Annotated in this window: 14 protein-coding genes; 6 read left to right on the top strand and 8 right to left on the bottom strand. The window is 65.1% G+C overall.

Annotated elements, in window-relative coordinates; genetic code table 11:
• The first annotated feature begins 71 nt into the window (after positions 1-71).
• Both OG716_RS40865 and OG716_RS40860 read left to right on the top strand, forming a co-directional pair.
• Positions 72-1391: a hypothetical protein gene (locus OG716_RS40865; protein WP_405135507.1), complete on the top strand. Its 1320-nt coding sequence runs from the start codon at positions 72-74 to the stop codon at positions 1389-1391.
• Positions 1388-2047, top strand: a complete 660-nt coding sequence (locus tag OG716_RS40860) for an HAD family hydrolase (RefSeq protein WP_405135506.1) — start codon at positions 1388-1390, stop codon at positions 2045-2047. Before OG716_RS40865 ends, OG716_RS40860 begins: the two co-directional genes overlap by 4 nt.
• 98 nt (positions 2048-2145) lie before the next feature.
• On the opposite strand, the gene OG716_RS40855 is transcribed toward OG716_RS40860, so the two are convergent.
• From OG716_RS40855 to OG716_RS40840, 4 genes are all read right to left on the bottom strand, one after another.
• On the bottom strand, positions 2146-2571 hold the full coding sequence (locus OG716_RS40855) for a hypothetical protein (protein WP_405135505.1): 426 nt from the start codon (positions 2569-2571) through the stop codon (positions 2146-2148).
• Positions 2568-4712: a hypothetical protein gene (locus OG716_RS40850; RefSeq protein WP_405135504.1), complete on the bottom strand. Its 2145-nt coding sequence runs from the start codon at positions 4710-4712 to the stop codon at positions 2568-2570. Before OG716_RS40850 ends, OG716_RS40855 begins: the two co-directional genes overlap by 4 nt.
• Entirely contained in the window at positions 4709-6517 is a 1809-nt protein-coding gene (locus OG716_RS40845; protein WP_405140270.1) for a hypothetical protein, read from the bottom strand. Before OG716_RS40845 ends, OG716_RS40850 begins: the two co-directional genes overlap by 4 nt.
• Positions 6518-6600: 83 nt before the next feature.
• Positions 6601-7923 (bottom strand): site-specific integrase, encoded by a 1323-nt coding sequence (locus OG716_RS40840; protein WP_405135503.1) that lies wholly within the window; start codon positions 7921-7923, stop codon positions 6601-6603.
• 287 nt (positions 7924-8210) lie between these two features.
• Between OG716_RS40840 and OG716_RS40835 the strand changes: the two genes are divergently transcribed.
• From OG716_RS40835 to OG716_RS40825, 3 genes are all read left to right on the top strand, one after another.
• Positions 8211-8567: a hypothetical protein gene (locus OG716_RS40835; RefSeq protein WP_405135502.1), complete on the top strand. Its 357-nt coding sequence runs from the start codon at positions 8211-8213 to the stop codon at positions 8565-8567.
• Positions 8564-9187, top strand: a complete 624-nt coding sequence (locus OG716_RS40830) for an exonuclease domain-containing protein (protein ID WP_405135501.1) — start codon at positions 8564-8566, stop codon at positions 9185-9187. The genes OG716_RS40835 and OG716_RS40830 overlap by 4 nt, the downstream gene beginning before the upstream one ends.
• 88 nt (positions 9188-9275) lie before the next feature.
• On the top strand, positions 9276-9710 hold the full coding sequence (locus tag OG716_RS40825; RefSeq protein WP_405135500.1) for a hypothetical protein: 435 nt from the start codon (positions 9276-9278) through the stop codon (positions 9708-9710).
• A 132-nt stretch (positions 9711-9842) separates the two neighbouring features.
• On the opposite strand, the gene OG716_RS40820 is transcribed toward OG716_RS40825, so the two are convergent.
• Positions 9843-11075, bottom strand: a complete 1233-nt coding sequence (locus tag OG716_RS40820; RefSeq protein WP_405135499.1) for a DUF2130 domain-containing protein — start codon at positions 11073-11075, stop codon at positions 9843-9845.
• Between the two features lie 338 nt (positions 11076-11413).
• On the opposite strand from OG716_RS40820, the gene OG716_RS40815 reads away from it, so the two are divergent.
• Positions 11414-12457 carry a restriction endonuclease gene (locus OG716_RS40815; RefSeq protein WP_405135498.1) on the top strand — a complete coding sequence of 348 codons (1044 nt, stop codon included), beginning with the start codon at positions 11414-11416 and terminating at the stop codon, positions 12455-12457.
• Between the two features lie 9 nt (positions 12458-12466).
• Here OG716_RS40815 and OG716_RS40810 read toward each other — a convergent pair whose 3' ends face one another.
• From OG716_RS40810 to OG716_RS40800, 3 genes are all read right to left on the bottom strand, one after another.
• The gene (locus OG716_RS40810; RefSeq protein WP_405140268.1) at positions 12467-13048 is read right to left on the bottom strand and encodes a GrpB family protein; all 582 of its coding nucleotides are present in this window, start codon (positions 13046-13048) and stop codon (positions 12467-12469) included.
• A gap of 194 nt (positions 13049-13242) precedes the next feature.
• Positions 13243-14655 carry a hypothetical protein gene (locus tag OG716_RS40805; RefSeq protein ID WP_405135497.1) on the bottom strand — a complete coding sequence of 471 codons (1413 nt, stop codon included), beginning with the start codon at positions 14653-14655 and terminating at the stop codon, positions 13243-13245.
• Between the two features lie 113 nt (positions 14656-14768).
• Positions 14769-15425, bottom strand: coding sequence for a 2'-5' RNA ligase family protein (locus tag OG716_RS40800; protein WP_405135496.1), 657 nt, complete (start codon positions 15423-15425; stop codon positions 14769-14771).
• Between the last annotated feature and the right edge of the window lie 292 nt (positions 15426-15717).

The raw sequence follows: 15717 nt of genomic DNA, 5'->3' as shown, positions 1-15717 counted from the left end.
GAATGAAGGCACACGGCTTGCACGTTGGTCGTATCCTTCTTGCACGACGCGAGCGAGGGCAGGGGCAGCCTATGTCGCACGATCACCAGAATGTTTGGACCGGCAGGCACGTCTTCGCGCTGCGCGACAACGCGTTACGGCTGACCCAAACCGACTTCGCGCAACGGGTCGACATGTCACCGTTCACCATCAGCAAATACGAACGTCTCGGTGAAAAATTCGTATTGTCGGGCCGCTACGCGAAGAAGATGGACCAGGCCCTGGCCGGTCTCACCGACGACGAGCGTCACCGGTTCCGTGACGCCCTGGCCGATGATGATCAAACCATTACTCTGGACCCCGGCATTGACGGTGTCGCGGCGGAGGAGGTCGACCTGGTGGCGCTGGGGCGTCGAGGGTTCCTGCTCGGCATGGGGATCGGCATTGTCCCGGCCACACTGACCTCCCAATGGCTTTCCTCCACAGGACAGGTCCCGGTCTGGCTGGCCGAGGGGCTGCGGTCCACAGCGTCCACCTACCGCGCTGCCTACCGGATGGCACCCGCGGCGCAACTGCTCGGATCCGCGCACAGCCACATGCAACTGGCGCTGGCGCTGCGCCCCGGCGATCAACCCGAACCCGTCCGCACCCATCTACTGACCACGGTCGGGGAGATGGCGGCCATGGCCGGCATCATCCTCGGTCTCGACCTCGGCGATTGGCGAAACTGCGCACCGTATCTGCGCGTCGCCGAACACTCCGCCCGCGAGAGCGGCAACACCGAACTCCAGGCGGTGGTGATGGCGTGTCACGCCTTCCAGGCCGCCTACAACACCGAGGGCGACTTGGCACTGGGTTTGGACTACGCCGAGGCCGCCAGAGCCATTGCCGCACAAGGTGCCTCACCGATCACGCGGGGCTGGGTCGCCGCGGTCGCTTCCGAGCGACACGCGGACCTGGGCGAGGTCAGAGTCAGCCTGTCGCTGCTCGACGAAGCCCGCATCGCCCTCGACGCCGGACCGGTCGAGGCCATCCGCTACTCCGGAATCGGGGCGTTCGACACCGCCAAACTCACCGCCTACGAGGGCAGCAATTACCGGCGTATGGGCGAATTCAACAAGGCGGTCAACTTCCTCGATGCCGCTCTCGCACAACTGGATCCGAGCCTGCGCCGCCACCGCGCCACCGCCCTGATCGACCGCGCCGAAGCCCACCGCGATGCGCACCGCATCGACGCCGCCTGCGCCGACACCCGAGCCGCGCTGGTCCTGGTCGCCGCCACCGGGCACACCGGCACTCTGGATCGGGCACTGACCATCGCTCGATCGGTCCGCCACACCAAAGCACGAGAGGCCCTCGACCTATGGAACGACGCACTGGCCGCCAGAGCAGCAGTAACAATGGCGAGATGACAACCTCCCCGACTCAATACCGTGCCCTGATAGCCGATTTCGGTGGCGTGGTGTCGACCTCGTTCCACGGCGCGCTACGCGGCTTCTGCGTGAGGGAAGTACTGGCCCCCGACGCGCTCGAGCGTGTGTTCTCCCTCGACGGAGGAGCGAAGGGACTGCTGACCGACCTCGAGCGCGGTGCGGTGACCCAGCAGCAGTTCATCGACCATCTCGCGCCGCTGCTCGGAGTCGAACCGGACCGCCTGCTCGAACGAATCCTGACCGACCTCGACCTCGAGCATGCCGTGGTCCAAGCGATCGGACAGCTGCGGCGCAACGGAATTCGTGTCGCGGTTCTGTCGAATTCCTGGGGTGCCGGACGGTACGACCCGTACCAGCCCTACGATCTCGCAACCCGTTTCGACGTCGTCGTGCTGTCCCACGAGGTCGGACTCCGAAAGCCCGAGCCTGCCATCTTCGAGCTAACCGCCGGCCGCCTCGGTGTCGAGCCCTCCCAGTGCGTCTTCGTCGACGATGTCGCGCACTATCTGGAGCCGGCACGGCAATTGGGAATGGGCACCGTCCACGCGGTCGACCCCGAAACCACCGTCAAGGAGCTTGCCCGGCTGTTCGGAATCAGTCTGGAAACGGCACCGCGCTCAATGCAAGTGGAATAGGCCCCCGCAGCGGCTCACTCGGGCCTCGGCCCGCAAGCCGCGCACCGCCCTCGCAGGCTACGCCTGAAAGCACGATGTCGATGACCACGTCACGACGACTATGGAGAGTTCCCCGGCCGTGGCAGTGCAAGGACCTGAGCGTTGTCGCGTGATCGGCCAAGGAGGATCGCGTTCTCGGCGGCGAGGGTATTGATCACGGTCGCGTACAGCTCAAGGCGTTGTTCGAGATCGGCGGCATGTTCGAGCAGAACCGCGTGCTCGACGCGCAACCGGGGATGGTCGCTGCCGCATCGGCAGGTCGCCGCCGGTTTCTGGGTGGCGGCTTTCACCCTGGCCTGGAACAGTTCTTTCAGGTCGAGGTGCCGATGGGTCAACTGCCAGCGTTTGACTCCTGCCTCGATGGCCAGCTGCGAGATGCTCAGTCGCCCAGTGGCTCGCAGCGGAGTGCCCGCGAGGAGGCGCTCCATCGCCGCAATGATCGCTGCCCGGATCGCCTCGTCGTGCTTGGTCGATGAATCGGTCACAGGGTCTCGTCTTTCGCGGATCGTCGATGTGTCTCGAGAATCTTTGCCAGACGCTGGAATTCGTGCTTTTCGCGGTCGTGCCGGATCGGCGGAGCCAGCGGATCGGCGAGGACCTCGGCGAGCGAGTCGTGGCGGTCTTGGATCACCTCGATATCTCGATCGGTGCGGGCGATGTTGCGGCACTTGGGTCGGCAGTCGTCAAGATCGGGAGTGACCAGCGGATCACCGGCGGTGCCGCGGATCTGGCAGGCGGCGTGTGCGGGGTCGAATACACAGGTCATGCCGTCGCCGTGGTGGATTTGCAGCAGCGGGTTTCCGAGCAGGTCGCGGGTTTGGCGAATGTTGGTCAGTACGTGTCCGGTGAACTGGCCGTCGGCAGCGGTGACGCGTTGACGGTAGGCGTCGGCGGCCGGACCGCTGACGTGTTCGCTGGCATCGAGCGCGCGGTGATCGTCGGCGATATTCTCCAGCCGGTACAGCCAGTCCTCGAAGGCGTAGTCGTCGGGGAACCCGGATTCGTAGGTTCCTGCGTAGCCCTGCAACATTCGGGTATGTGCGTGACCATACTGAATCGACGCGGCGATCAGGCCGCGGGGGCGTCGGCGGATGAACCACGCGAGGGTTCTGCGGAATCGTGAGGCGTTCAATCCTCCGTTCGGGTCCTCGGGTATCGCATCGGTTCGGCCGCGGCGGCGGCATTCGTCGTTGACCCAGGTGACGAATCGGGTGATGTCGCGGGCGATGGTGGTCGAGGTGCGGGCCTTGCCTTGGCGTTTGAGGTTGTGGGTCCGCCGCTCGGGTTGCAGCCACGTCGGGAACAGCAGAGGCTGCGGGTGCAACTGTTCGAGTACCCCGATCGCGTGGGCGACGATGTCGATGACCACCCAGGGAACGCGGCGCTGCTGCCCTGCCGGCAACTTGTTGCCGTCGGTATCGACGGCGTTCTTGAAATACAGTCCCTGCATCAACCACAGATCATTCGCCGCGTCGTATTCCAGGCATTCGCGCTGCAGATTCAAGACCTCGCCCGGTCGGGCGCCCGAAAGGTAGGCGATAACGACGAAGCACGCGGTGCTCAACAGCTGCGCCATTTTCGGTGCCTCGTGATAGCTGATCGGGCGGTCTCGCCACGGTTGACCGTCAAGTAGTGCGGTGATCGGCGTATCGAGGTCGGCCTGGTCGGACACCTCGAGCCCCAACTCGAGGACCCTGCGCCCGGCGGCGGTCCTGCCCAGGGTATCGCCGACCGCGCCGATGATCAGGCCGATATGGTGCCAGTCCACGACTGTGTCGCCGTTGTCGTCGAGTGTCCCCGGCAGGCATCCGCCGTGGTTCCGCAGCCGAGCGGCGTAGTCGTCCAACCGGCGGGGAACATCGCCATGTGGCGGGCGAGCGCTGCGTCCGGTACGGGCTCGTTCCTGGGGTTCTTGCGCGTGCAGCGTCAGATGCTCGGAATAGGCGGTGAGGATATCGGCGGCGAAGTCATCGACGAACCGGATCGCCCACCACAGCAGATGCTGCATCGTGAGTTCGGCGATCCTCGGCGTACGGTTCTCGATGTAATTGACTGTGCGACCGAAGATCTCGAACGATTCCTCGCCACCCCACGGCGGGGAGGACGGCAACCGCATATCCTCCGGCAAAGCGGTGCGGTAGGACCACAACCGCTTGACTTCCATCAACCGCTGGTACTTCATTTGCAGCCGAATCGGCTCCTCGGCGAGGGCAAGTAGATAGTCGTCGAGCATCGGGTTGGTGACCTGACCGAAGCTGGTCAGGCTTCGCTCGTTCATCCAAGCAAGAAGCGGCCGCAGCAGGCCGAGCGCTGCCATGACCGTGCGCACCGACGGCCGTGAATTCCCGCCGCGCAGCCGAGCGGCACCGGTGTGGTTGAGCAGCTGCCAGAAGTAGATCTTCACCTCGTGTCGCAAGGGCGGCGGGATTGTCGCGAAGTTGATGCTGTGCGCGCAGAAATGGTCCTCGAAGATCGCCGGGTCGATGTCCCATCGGTCCTGCCCGAACCGCGACAGTCGGTCGGTGTTCGTTCCTGGCCGCAGCGGACGCGACACCAGCACCAGCGTGGATGGCTCCGGGTGCGCCACATTCGTGTCAGTCAGTGGCAGCGGATTGTGTGTGGTCATCGCAGATCGAGCTCTCTGCTCAGGAATCGGCTCACCAGGTCGCGCTCGGCGTCGGTGACGGCGGCGCGCGCGGTGGCGATCACGGCGCTGTCGTGCTGGGCGAGCAGGTCCGAGAGTTGGGCGTGGGGGCGGGCGAAGCGCTGAGTCCACCGCAGCGGTGTCATCTCACTGCGGCGTGCGGTCAGGCGATCGTGGACGAGAACCTGCACAGGCAGGTGCCGGGGCAGCGCCCGCGCACAGGGACATTCCAAGCACAACATGAACGAGGCCCGGCACGGCTGCCCGGCAGGCGAGTGCGGACTGTTCGTATTGTCTGCGCAGGCAGCCAGCACGGTATCGAGCCGGCCGCCGATCATGCGCTCGAGCGTTCGGGCATTCACGCCGTGAAGGGCAGCGATCGATTCCGGGTCGATGCGTGCTGCCTCGATCTGGGCTGCCGACAGGGTTGCCATCACGCTCCGCGTTCGGGCCTTGGCCACTTCTTCGGTCAGCGCCGCCGCCACTACGCGCTGGTATTCGCGCAGATTGCCGCGATTGCGAGCGAGATAGTCGGTGGCCAGGGTCTGCTCGGTATGTGCGACCGGCTTCTGGTGCAGTTCCAGATAGGTCAGGCGTATCAGCTCCAGCGTCAGATGCAGCCGACTGGGCTCGGCATCGGGTCGGGGGGAATCCGCGATCAGGTCGTGCTGTGCCGCCCATTGCTGGATCTGCTGGGCGTTGGCGGTCAGCGGCCGGAACGAGCGACCGGACCGGGGCTGTCCTTGAATCGTGCTGCCCGCCTTGCTGGCCCATCGGACCAGCAGCCGGTCGGTGTCGATCATCTCGCGAGTGCGGGCGGTCAACTCGTTCAGCAGCACATACACCCCGAAGGGGGTGTGCAGCCTGTCGCGGGTCGACAACTCACCGGGGTTCTCGGGGACGCTGATCCAGTCGGGGACCTCGCTGAGCGCGATGCTCATGTGTGCGCGAGACCCACGGCGCGGTTTGACCGCGGAAACGATCGCGGTCGCCGTTGCGCCGGTGTGGCCGTCGGCGCGATGATGCGCGGCCGGAGTACCGAGGATGACACTAGGGTTTTGGCCGGTCATCGCGGTCAGCAGAATCGCCGCTGCCAGACACTCCTTCGTCGACAGGTGTAGCCAGCACACCACGTCGTCGGTTCGCCCGAAGTTGTGGGTGACCCACTCGCGGACAACTTCCTTCCCGTCACCGCTGACGCGCCGGGGCACATCCCCATGCCGGTCCACCCAATCCAGCAGCTGGCATCGGCGAAGTTGTTGCGGCGCAACATCACCGGCTCGGAACTGACGCAGCAGCTCCCGGTTACCGCGTATTCTCACCGTCGCCGCCCGCAGATCGGACCGGGCGGCGTCGGCGATCCGGCGCAACTCGTCGCGACTGTAACTGCACTTGGCGACCGCGCGGTCGGCGCGACGCGGATTGCGTTCCTTGAGCTTGCCCGCAAGCTCGTCGCTGATGCCGTCAGCCCGGCGCAGCGTCTGCTTGAGGATGCCCAGTTCCTGCCCGGCGGTCCCGATCATCAGGGACATTCGGTACCCGTCGATGTGGACCGGCGCGATGTCTCGCATCCGGATCGGCGGATGGGTCACCATGGACAGATGCTGAGCGAACCGGACAATCGCTCGGAAGCTGCCGATCATGGGGCTCATCGATGTCAGTCCCTGGCCCGGCGCCACCCGCTTGGCGAACGCTGCCGCAAACCCTGCTTGAATCTCGCCCGACACCGGCAGGTCACCAAAGCCGAAGTCGCGATGACCGCCGTCTTGGGCATAGGCGCGGACCATCAACCTGTCCTCGCTTGCCAAGATGCCGCGCTCGGTCTTGGGAACCTCAATGGATGGCAGCGCCGCGTGGCGCCCGCGTCGATTCATCGATTCACCGCCAGTGGGTCGGTGCGCACCCGAGGATGGCTGGCGAATACCTCGGCCATGAATTTGCTGATCGGGAACCCTTCCGCGTGTGCGAGGAGCAGTTCGACATCGAGCGAGCGAAACGGTTCCAGGTACACGTTTTTCGTGGTCTCCACCGATCGATGACCAAGCATGGTTTGCACCAAATGCCATGTGTCGCCGAACTGTTCGCGAAAATCGCGGGCTTCGTCCTCGGTCAGGTCGTGGAGACGGCCGGCGGTGGCGAGCTTGCCGATCGAATACCACCGAAGCGCGAACGAGTGCCTGGCCATATGGGGCGAACACGTGAACCCGCCCAAGCCCATCGCGTGGATCCGCTCATTGGCGTCGGTGAAGGTGTGGTGCCAGCCGTGAGCGTCCCTGGGGAGCCCATCTTCGTTGAGCCATAGCGAAAGTGGCGTTATGCCGTGCCCGGTTTCGACGAACAGTCGACGTCGGGCAGCGGGGCCGAGGTCGTTGAACGCCGTCCGGTTCGCCTGCCCGGTCCTGTCGGTCGATCGGACGGATCCGCCCCGCGTCGTGTCGACTGCCACGATCTGGCGTCCGGGGACGGTGTCATAGCGACCCGCTGCCTGGGCGCGCCGGATCGCGCTGGCGCGTGCCCCCTCGATGTAGGCGAGAGTGGCGGTGAGGATGTTGCGGGGCATCCAGTACTTGTGGCCGTAGCCGCCCTTGCCGCAGCTGTCGGCGAGTCGGCAGGTGAAGTACGCCCGGCCAGCGGTGTTCTGGGGCAGTTCCGGAACGATCACGCTGGCCCACTCCGACAGGCGTAGACCGGTGCCGGCCAGGCCGTCTGCAAAGGCAGCGTTGCGTTGTTCGTTTCGACCTTTCCACGCCGGATCAACCGCCGCTGTCAGGTCGTATCCGCGCAAGCCGAGGTCGCGCCAGCGAGCGAAGCCAGCCGGATCCAACCACTTCACCGACGCATGTCTTTTCGCACGTGGCGCCTCGGCGTCGGCGAACGGGTCGATCACCCGATAGCGGGTCGCCGCCCACTTGTAGAACTTCTTGCAGGCTGCCAGATCCTTGGAGAACGTGGTGGCCTGGACCCGTCCAGCGTTCGCTGGATCAGTCATTCGCCAGAACTGAAATTCCTCGACGTCGTCTTCGCACGCCTCCCACCAGTGCCGCCCGTGGACGTTGAGGAAGTTGAGCCACAGGCAGACACCGCGGGCATAATCGCGGTTGGTCAGCTCCGACCGATTGCGCATCTTGGCCGATGCGAAGAAGGCATTCACCCGGAGATCCGGGAAGCCGTCCGGACCGAGTAGAAATCGCACGCCCTCCCGTCCTCCATTCGCAGCCACCCACGAATCCAGATCCGGCACCAAGCCAGCGACTAGATCCGGCAATGGACCCCAATCGCGCTGCAGCTCATACCGATACACCCGCCACACGTCGGCACGACTCCGGGCGACTCCCACCTCTACGGCGCTCACGGCAACCACTACAACAGATAACAGCGATCGCGGGGCTATAGATCGTCTGGCGGTACCACCAAGGCCGACGGGACGAAGCCGTCGACATCGACGATTACGAACGCAACATCGACACAGCCTTGCGGCTCTTGCGAACTCATGCCCGGCAGGTCCTGGTCATCGGTGAGCCGCCGATCGGCTGGGACCCGGCCATCGACGTCCGCGCCGCCAACGCGATGCTGACCGCCTACAACCGTCGCGCACGCTCGGTCACGGCGACGCACGAGATGGGATTCATCGATTTGTGGGCACCGTTTCACGACATCGCCCGCTGCTGGGGCTGGGATCCGAGCACGCCATCGCCTGCATGGCAGGCTGCTCGTTCCTTGTGGAGCGATGGCATCCACCTCTCGGAGTTCGGCGTCGAACTCGTTCGCGACACGATCACCGACTACCTGGCCACACACCGGACCCTCGAAACACTGATGGCCGAGGCGAGCGTATGACCCCGGCACCGTTTTCGGTTCCTGATGTGCTGCGCGACAAGCGCATTGCGGTGGTCGATGTGGAAGGAAACGGCTACGACGACATCATCGAAATCGCTGTCCTTCTTCTCGACCACCCGGCCCTGGACGCCGACAGCATCCGTTCCTGGCTCGTACGCCCACCGCGTCCGATCAGGCCGTTGGTGACGCGCAAAGTTCACGGAATCCGTGATATCGACCTCGCCGATTGCCCGCCATGGTCAGCCGTCGAGCCCTCGGTCGCCACGCTGCTGTCCGACCGCATTCTCGTGGCGCACAACGCGTCCGTGGAACACCGGGTCCTAACGGCGCACCTTCCGGCGTGGCGGCCTGCGCTGGTGCTCGACACCTTACGACTGGCCAAAGCCGTCTGGCCCGGCCTGCCCCGCTACGGTCTGGACACGCTCATCGGCCACGCCGGCCTGGACCCGGGCGCAGTCGACGGCAACGGCTATCACCGTGCCGGATACGACACCGTGGCCACCGCGCGACTGTTGTGCCGACTTGTCGAGGATGCCGCCCCTTGCTGGGACGATCTCGTCGACACCGCCGCGCTCCCCGAGTTCGTACCGGTGACCCAACCCGAGGACGGACTGTGGTGAGCCCGCCCCGTCGGCCTGCCCCGTCGGCCCGCCGCCGCGCCCCCAATCGGATCGATCGTTCAGAGTCCTTCGACGAATAGGAATATCGATGACCGACCAGCCGTGCGGGCCGCAGATCAAGCCGCTCGATCCCAGTGCGTGGCGGATTCCGCACGTCGAGATCGATGTCGATGCGATAACGCTGACGCGGCATCTGCGGTGTGGCAGTGGGGAAATCGTGATGGAGATCGGCGTCCCTCGATGCCTAGAGGACTTGCTCGGTACCGAGTTGACCGACTGTGGATACGGCAATCTGCCCTATGCCTGCCGCTTCCGGATCGGCGGTCATCGCGGCGAGGATTCGCGCCACAGCGGCTATAAGAGTGGGCGCGACGGGTTCGACTCCCTAGCCGCTGCGATGTCGGCCGGCCACAGCATGGCCCTCAACCAGGCCCCGGTGGAAGGCGACATCCGCACCGCCAGCGACTCCTACCTCGCCATCCTGGGATACACCATCGCACCCGAACACCGAGGCACCCGATAGCGCTGGCACCCGCCTGTCACGACGCTGTCGTGCACGCCGCAGCCTGGCGCAACGCAACAGAATCCGCGCTTTCAGCGAGGCCGGGGGGCGTTGTCACCGAGCCCCCCTGCGATGATCGGAATCCCGCCTGGGTCAGTCGGTTCCGGATTCGAGTGCGCGCCGTTCGGCCGAGGGAAGCTCGGCCTGCAGGGGCGCAGGGAGTTTGGCTCCGGCCTCGCCGAGTTCACCGATCATGGTGAACACACCGTCGATCATGTCTTGCTGTGACTTCTCCCAGTTGGCCCAGAATTTCAGGCTGTACTCACGCAACTTGGCCATCTCCGTCATACCGGTGCGCGCGGCCTTGAGAATGTGCTCCATGCAGGGACCGAATCCGCCGACGGTGAAGTAGTCGTACACCCAGCCGGCCTGGTCCTCGCGGGCGGCGTTCGCCAACGCGAATCGCTTCCGGCTGATGACGTACTGGCGCAAGGGAACCGCGACATGGACCGCGAGGGTGGTCTCGCACACCAGCACGCCGTCGATCTGTCCGGAGCCTTCGATATCGCGCGGCAGAACCGAGCTGACCAGAACACCGATGTCGGCGGAATGGAACTCCACGTCCTCGCTCAGTTTGGTGATCCACTTCGGCTCGAAGCGCTGGGCCTGCTTGCACTCCCATACGATGATCCCGTACTCGCGGCCCTTCTCCCGCACCTTCTGCACCACATCGGAGCCGCGCTTGCCGCGCGGAACAACGATCACCTCGTCCTCGGGGAACCGGGCGCGTAGTTCGGCGGCCAGAACCTCCTGATAGGCGACGCCTTCCTGCTGCGGGCGCGGCCCTATCGAGGATTTACGGTGCGCGTCCTCCAGCTGCTGGGCCAGGCTCTTGTTGTGGTCCTCAAGCTCACGCAACCGCGTTTGCAGTTTCACCTCGCTGCTGGCGGTCAGCTGCGCGACCCGGTCCTTGATGTACTTATCGGCGAGTTTGCGTTGTTCACTGGCGATCTCGTCGCGCACCCGTTCCTGCTCGACCTCCCACGCATCTTGGTCGAGCTGCAGCTTGCGCCGCTCCTGGCGAACCTTCTTCTCCGCAGCCTGCGCCTGATTCACCTTCTCCTGCAGCGTCCCCCGCTCCGCCGCTGCTTCTTCCCGCTCCGAGAGCAACTGCACCTGCGCCTCATCGGCGGCAGCCTGCAGCGCCGCGATCTCGGCGGCGGCCTCGGCGCGCGCAACAGCGATGAGCTCCTGCTCCCGACCTTCCATCGCACGGGCCACATGCGGTGCCGAAAGTTGCTGAATGAACGCTGTTCCCAGATCGTCACCGCAGGACGGACAGGCCGCCGCAGCGATCACAGTCGATCCGGTATTGCGCTTGGCCATGAGTTCTCCTTCGTGCAGTCAGTGGGACGGTGCAGGAGTCTCACAGACATCCCCGACAATCCCGCACACCCTCAGCCGAATTCAGCTATCGATCAGAAACCAGTACGGATGACTCCGGGACCACCGATGACGGCCGACACAAAAGCGCAGCACAGCAAATATATAGCACATATGTTCGAATTGCCTTGAGCGGCACCCTGTTCCGCAAAATCGAGACTCTCCAACATGAAAAATCCATCTCTACATAAGCTTTCGACTCAGTATCGCGGGTCTCTGAGTGTCGCCCTGAACACAATCGGCCAATTTTGTTTTAAGCCTCGCTTCGCTACATTGCCGCAGTGAGAATCGCTCGAAAAGCCTTCCTGGCAAATGAACCGGAAACACCCCAAACATCGTCGACCGTGCTCCGCACGTCCTCGGTGTGGCCGCGCAAGTACCTGGATTCACAACTGCGACAAGACATGGGCGCACTCATCGGAATAGCCGACGACGACACACTGCTGGCGTCGTTTCTTCAGGTTGCTGAGGCTCAATTCGCACGTAAGAGTCTGAAGGACTGTGCCGCGCAGCTGAAATCGATCCGCGTCGGCATCGAGGACGCGAGCAACCGGCTGACATCGCCACGGCCCCTCGGATACGCACCCGAGCACACCCACCGCGAAGCAGTCGATATGCTGACCCGCTTTCTGTCCCAGGCCCACGCTGCCGCCGACGCCGTACACACCGTCGAAGCCATCACGACCGCCGAGATCGCCGTGCTGCACAGCACTTTCGGTGACGACCCCGAGCTGTTGTTCCGCGCGGACGAATCCCGGGTCTCGCCGATCGATGTGATCTGGCGGGCATGGAGGTCCGAAACGCCCGCGATCGACGGCTACTTCGATAGCATCCCGCGCTACAACGCCGAGGTCGCCGAACTTCGCACACTCGAGCAGCGCCGCGCGGCCTACGTCGCCTCGCGCCAAGGATGGACCGAGCGTGATTTGCAACGCTGCGATGGCGCCGGGTTGGAAGCCCTCACCGCCGATCTGCTGGCCCGCGACGGGATGACCGTGTTACGCCGAGGCGGTGGCTCCCGCGACCAAGGCGCGGATGTCATTGCCGTGATGCCCGACGGGCTCCGGATAGTCGTCCAGTGCAAACTGCGCCAGCGCGGACCGATCGGGCCGCAGGTCCTCTACGAGGTCAACGGCACCGCACGCCAAGTCCATCGGGCCGACATCCCGGTGGTCGTCACCAACAGCACGTTCTCGCCCACAGCCACCGCCTTCGCCGCTGACCACGCGATTCGCCTGATCGACGACCACGCAGTCCGCCGATGGGCCATGTGGGGCGAGAGCTTTCACGACATCCTCGAACTCAGCGTGCCCGACGGGAATTGAGCCCCCCGCTCATCTGCCCTGGTTGTGCGCCCATTGGCGCATGCGTGGCTCGATCTCGTCGTAGAAGGCGGACTTCGCGCGGGTGTAGTCGTCGTAGTCCGGATCTGCTGCGTGACGTGCAGCGAGGGCCCGTTTGTGCGCGCCGTAGCGGTCCGCTTCCTCGGGATGAGCGCGCAGCCAATCACGCACCAGCACAACGAACTCCGCGAACGGCGAATCGCTGCGACGCACATGCAGAATCGCGGCCTGCTCGCGGCAATGCAACAGACGCTTGTCGAACAACTCGCCGCGACCCACCTTCCCGGGGCGGGGGATGTCGCGAAGTACTCCCGGGGAATCGGGCCGCGCACCTGTAGCGGGTTCGAAATCGGTGGGTGCCAACACTTCCGCGAGCTGCATCATCGGCGGCAGAACGGGCATGCGCACCTGTAGATCGACTATCGGCTTGGCCGCCAGACCAGGCACCGCGGTCGAACCGATGTGCTCGTAGACGAACACCTCGGAGTGATCCAACGGCCACAGTGCCGTACGGACACGCGCCAACAACCGCTCCGCACGCCACGCCCAGGAAGGGTCGTAGTCCACGATCATCACACCACCAAAACTACGCGGGCACTCCATGATCCTGTCCACCAATGGCGTCCCCGGACCGAGAAACCCACCAGCAGCCTTAAAGCACCTGGCCGAGAAATTGCGGCTGTTCGCCGCTCGCGCGCCGTACGGGGCGGCAGCATATCGACCTGATGCCCGCAGGTCGCGGATTGTCCCGGCCAGGAATTGGGTCGTTATCGGCGTCCCTGCTTGCGTGCTTGCCGGGATGCTTTGCGGGCCTTCTTCTTCCGAGTGTCAGCCTGTCGCGTCGTTGCCGACGGTGCGGGGGCTTTCTGGGAGGTCGTGGCTCGGCGGGAGGCGGCTTCGAAGCCGGCGATGTCGCCTTGCGCGAGCTTGTAGTTGGCATTGACCAGGTGCAGGAACTCGCTGCGCTGGTCGGGCACGCAGGCGGGGATCTGGTAGAGCGCCCCGGCGAAGGCCGCCGCCAGATGTAGTGCCTCATAGGGTTGGTCACGTGCTGCGCCCAGAATCCGCAGCCGCGCCCGGTCGATCGGAATATCACCGGAGGCGACCACGTCGAGTGCGCGTTGCACGTCAGCGCGACGCTCCGGGGCGACCAGTCCGTCCAGCAACACCGTCATCGCCGCGAGCAGCTCGCCGATCGTGGCCTCATAGCCGGTGGCGGTGGTCCACCACTCGGCGGCGATGGCGACGATCGCCTCGACCGCATCGGAGGCATCGGAGGGACGGATGTGCATCAACTCGTCGGCGACATCGGTCGAATAGTCGGCGAGCCTCACGTGGGCGGTGGCGAAGTCCTTCGCCAGCTGGGTGCGCTGGGAGTATTCGGTGTCGGATTCCCCGGGCCCGCGTGGTGCCACGAGGGTATCGGGCAAATCGAGTTCGCGATCGTCGATCGAACACAGGTAGTGCGCCAGCAGAGTCCGCCCGCCCAGATCTCCCTGCATGACCCGCACCGCCCACTGCGGATCGCCGCGCCCGGGCCGTGGGGAGTCAGCGGCCATGTATTCGGACAGCTCATACGCCCGCGCAGGCCGGAAGGGCTCGCGGGTGCCCGAGCCTGCTTCGAGGATGTACCGCAACGGGGTGGACCCGGCGTCGCGGACGGCCTGGGGAACGTGGGTGAGCAGCGCCAGCGCAACGAAGGCTTGAGCGTCTTCGCCCCGCTCGTACCAGGCCCGCTCGCCTCTGGGACCGGTGGTTGCCGACCGCTGGCCCGGCAGTGCTGTACCGCTGCTGCGGCGGCTGTCGATGTCCTCCATCATGCGATGGAACTGCTCATAGAGCGGGTCGCCTTTGGCAGGGACGACCGCGTGGTTGAACGGCGACACTCTCGACAACGAGTCGATCACCTGACTGGTCGTCAATCGCTCCCACAAGTGCATGCCTGACAGATGTCCGAGATCGGCAGGTCCGGTGACGGTGAGGTTTTCGAGCCGGGCGTAGTACGCGAGCGCGTAGGTGATCAGCATGGTCGGTACATCGAAATACGCCGCCGGCACCCTGCCGTCGGAGTTATGACGCGATTCCGACAGCTCACGCATGGCCGCCGCGTAGACGTAGGCCGAACTCCACGGTGTGGTCGCGCTCGCGCCCTCGCCGCCGTGCGGGTTGGTTCCGGTCATGCAGACAGCGTCTCAGATTTATCCGGGATCCGCCGATATACCGTCCGAGCATCGGCCGCCCGGCCCAAGGGCGGCAACCGTTTTCACAACCACACACGGCTGCGGCGCTCGGATCACGGTGTGCCCGCGCAGATTCCGACCGCCGTGGTGGATCCGGGTGCGCCGAGCGGGAAGGTCCGCAGGGTGCGCCAGATGTATTGGCACAGGTCGAGGTCTTGCCACACCTCTACCAAGGTGAGTGTGTGGACCCTCAGCCGAGCGTGGCTGGGTCGGACACCGCGGCGCAGCGCGGAGGTGATCACGCCGCTGTCGGCGTGCTGGCGCGCGTACCCGACGGTCATGTGCGCGGGCCGGGCGTCATAGTCCACTGCGGCGCGGGGTGCGACCTGCGTGATCGCCTTCCGCAAGTCGAGGATCAGCGACTCGACCGGCGCTTCGGGATACACGTCCATCAGCACACCCACCGTGCTCGCGAACGCCGGGCCCACCAGGACATCGAACGCCGGGGTGTTCGAGATCGTCTCGCCGAGAGCAGAAATCAGCTCAGCGCGTTCGAGGTCGCTGATCTGCGCGGCCGGGCGGTGCGTGATGGGCTGGATTGTCATGTGCGGCAGCGTCACCGCGACCGCGGGGAACCGTTGAAGCACGGCCGTGGCGCGGTCGAGCAACGCCGTCAGATCGGTGTCCGCACCGGGGTCGGGCACTACATACAGTTCCAGCGACGCCTGGCCTTGCGGCCGGACACGGTCACCGACGAAGTAGGGCTCCATTTGTCTTTCCCCTCAACAGATTCCGGCGCACTCGGTATCTTTTCCGAGTGCACTCTATCGAGATCTGACGCTGCTTCGGCAGGGTATGACCGCCCCGTCGCCCCAGGTATCGGATTCTGTGGCCGAGCACCCGCCAGTCCGTCGCCCGAACTGGATGACAGCAGCATCTCGACACCTGCCGCCGATCCGGGCCAGGCCGGCGATGCGCTGGAATTCTTTGCAGCACTGGCGGTTTCCGACGTCCTTCAGACCGGACTTCGGGGTACCCTCGGCTTTCCGGTGCGGCACGTGA

The sequence above is a fragment of the Nocardia sp. NBC_01388 genome (assembly GCF_045040085.1).
Classification (GTDB): domain Bacteria; phylum Actinomycetota; class Actinomycetes; order Mycobacteriales; family Mycobacteriaceae; genus Nocardia.
This window is presented reverse-complemented; position numbering and strand designations above follow the sequence as displayed.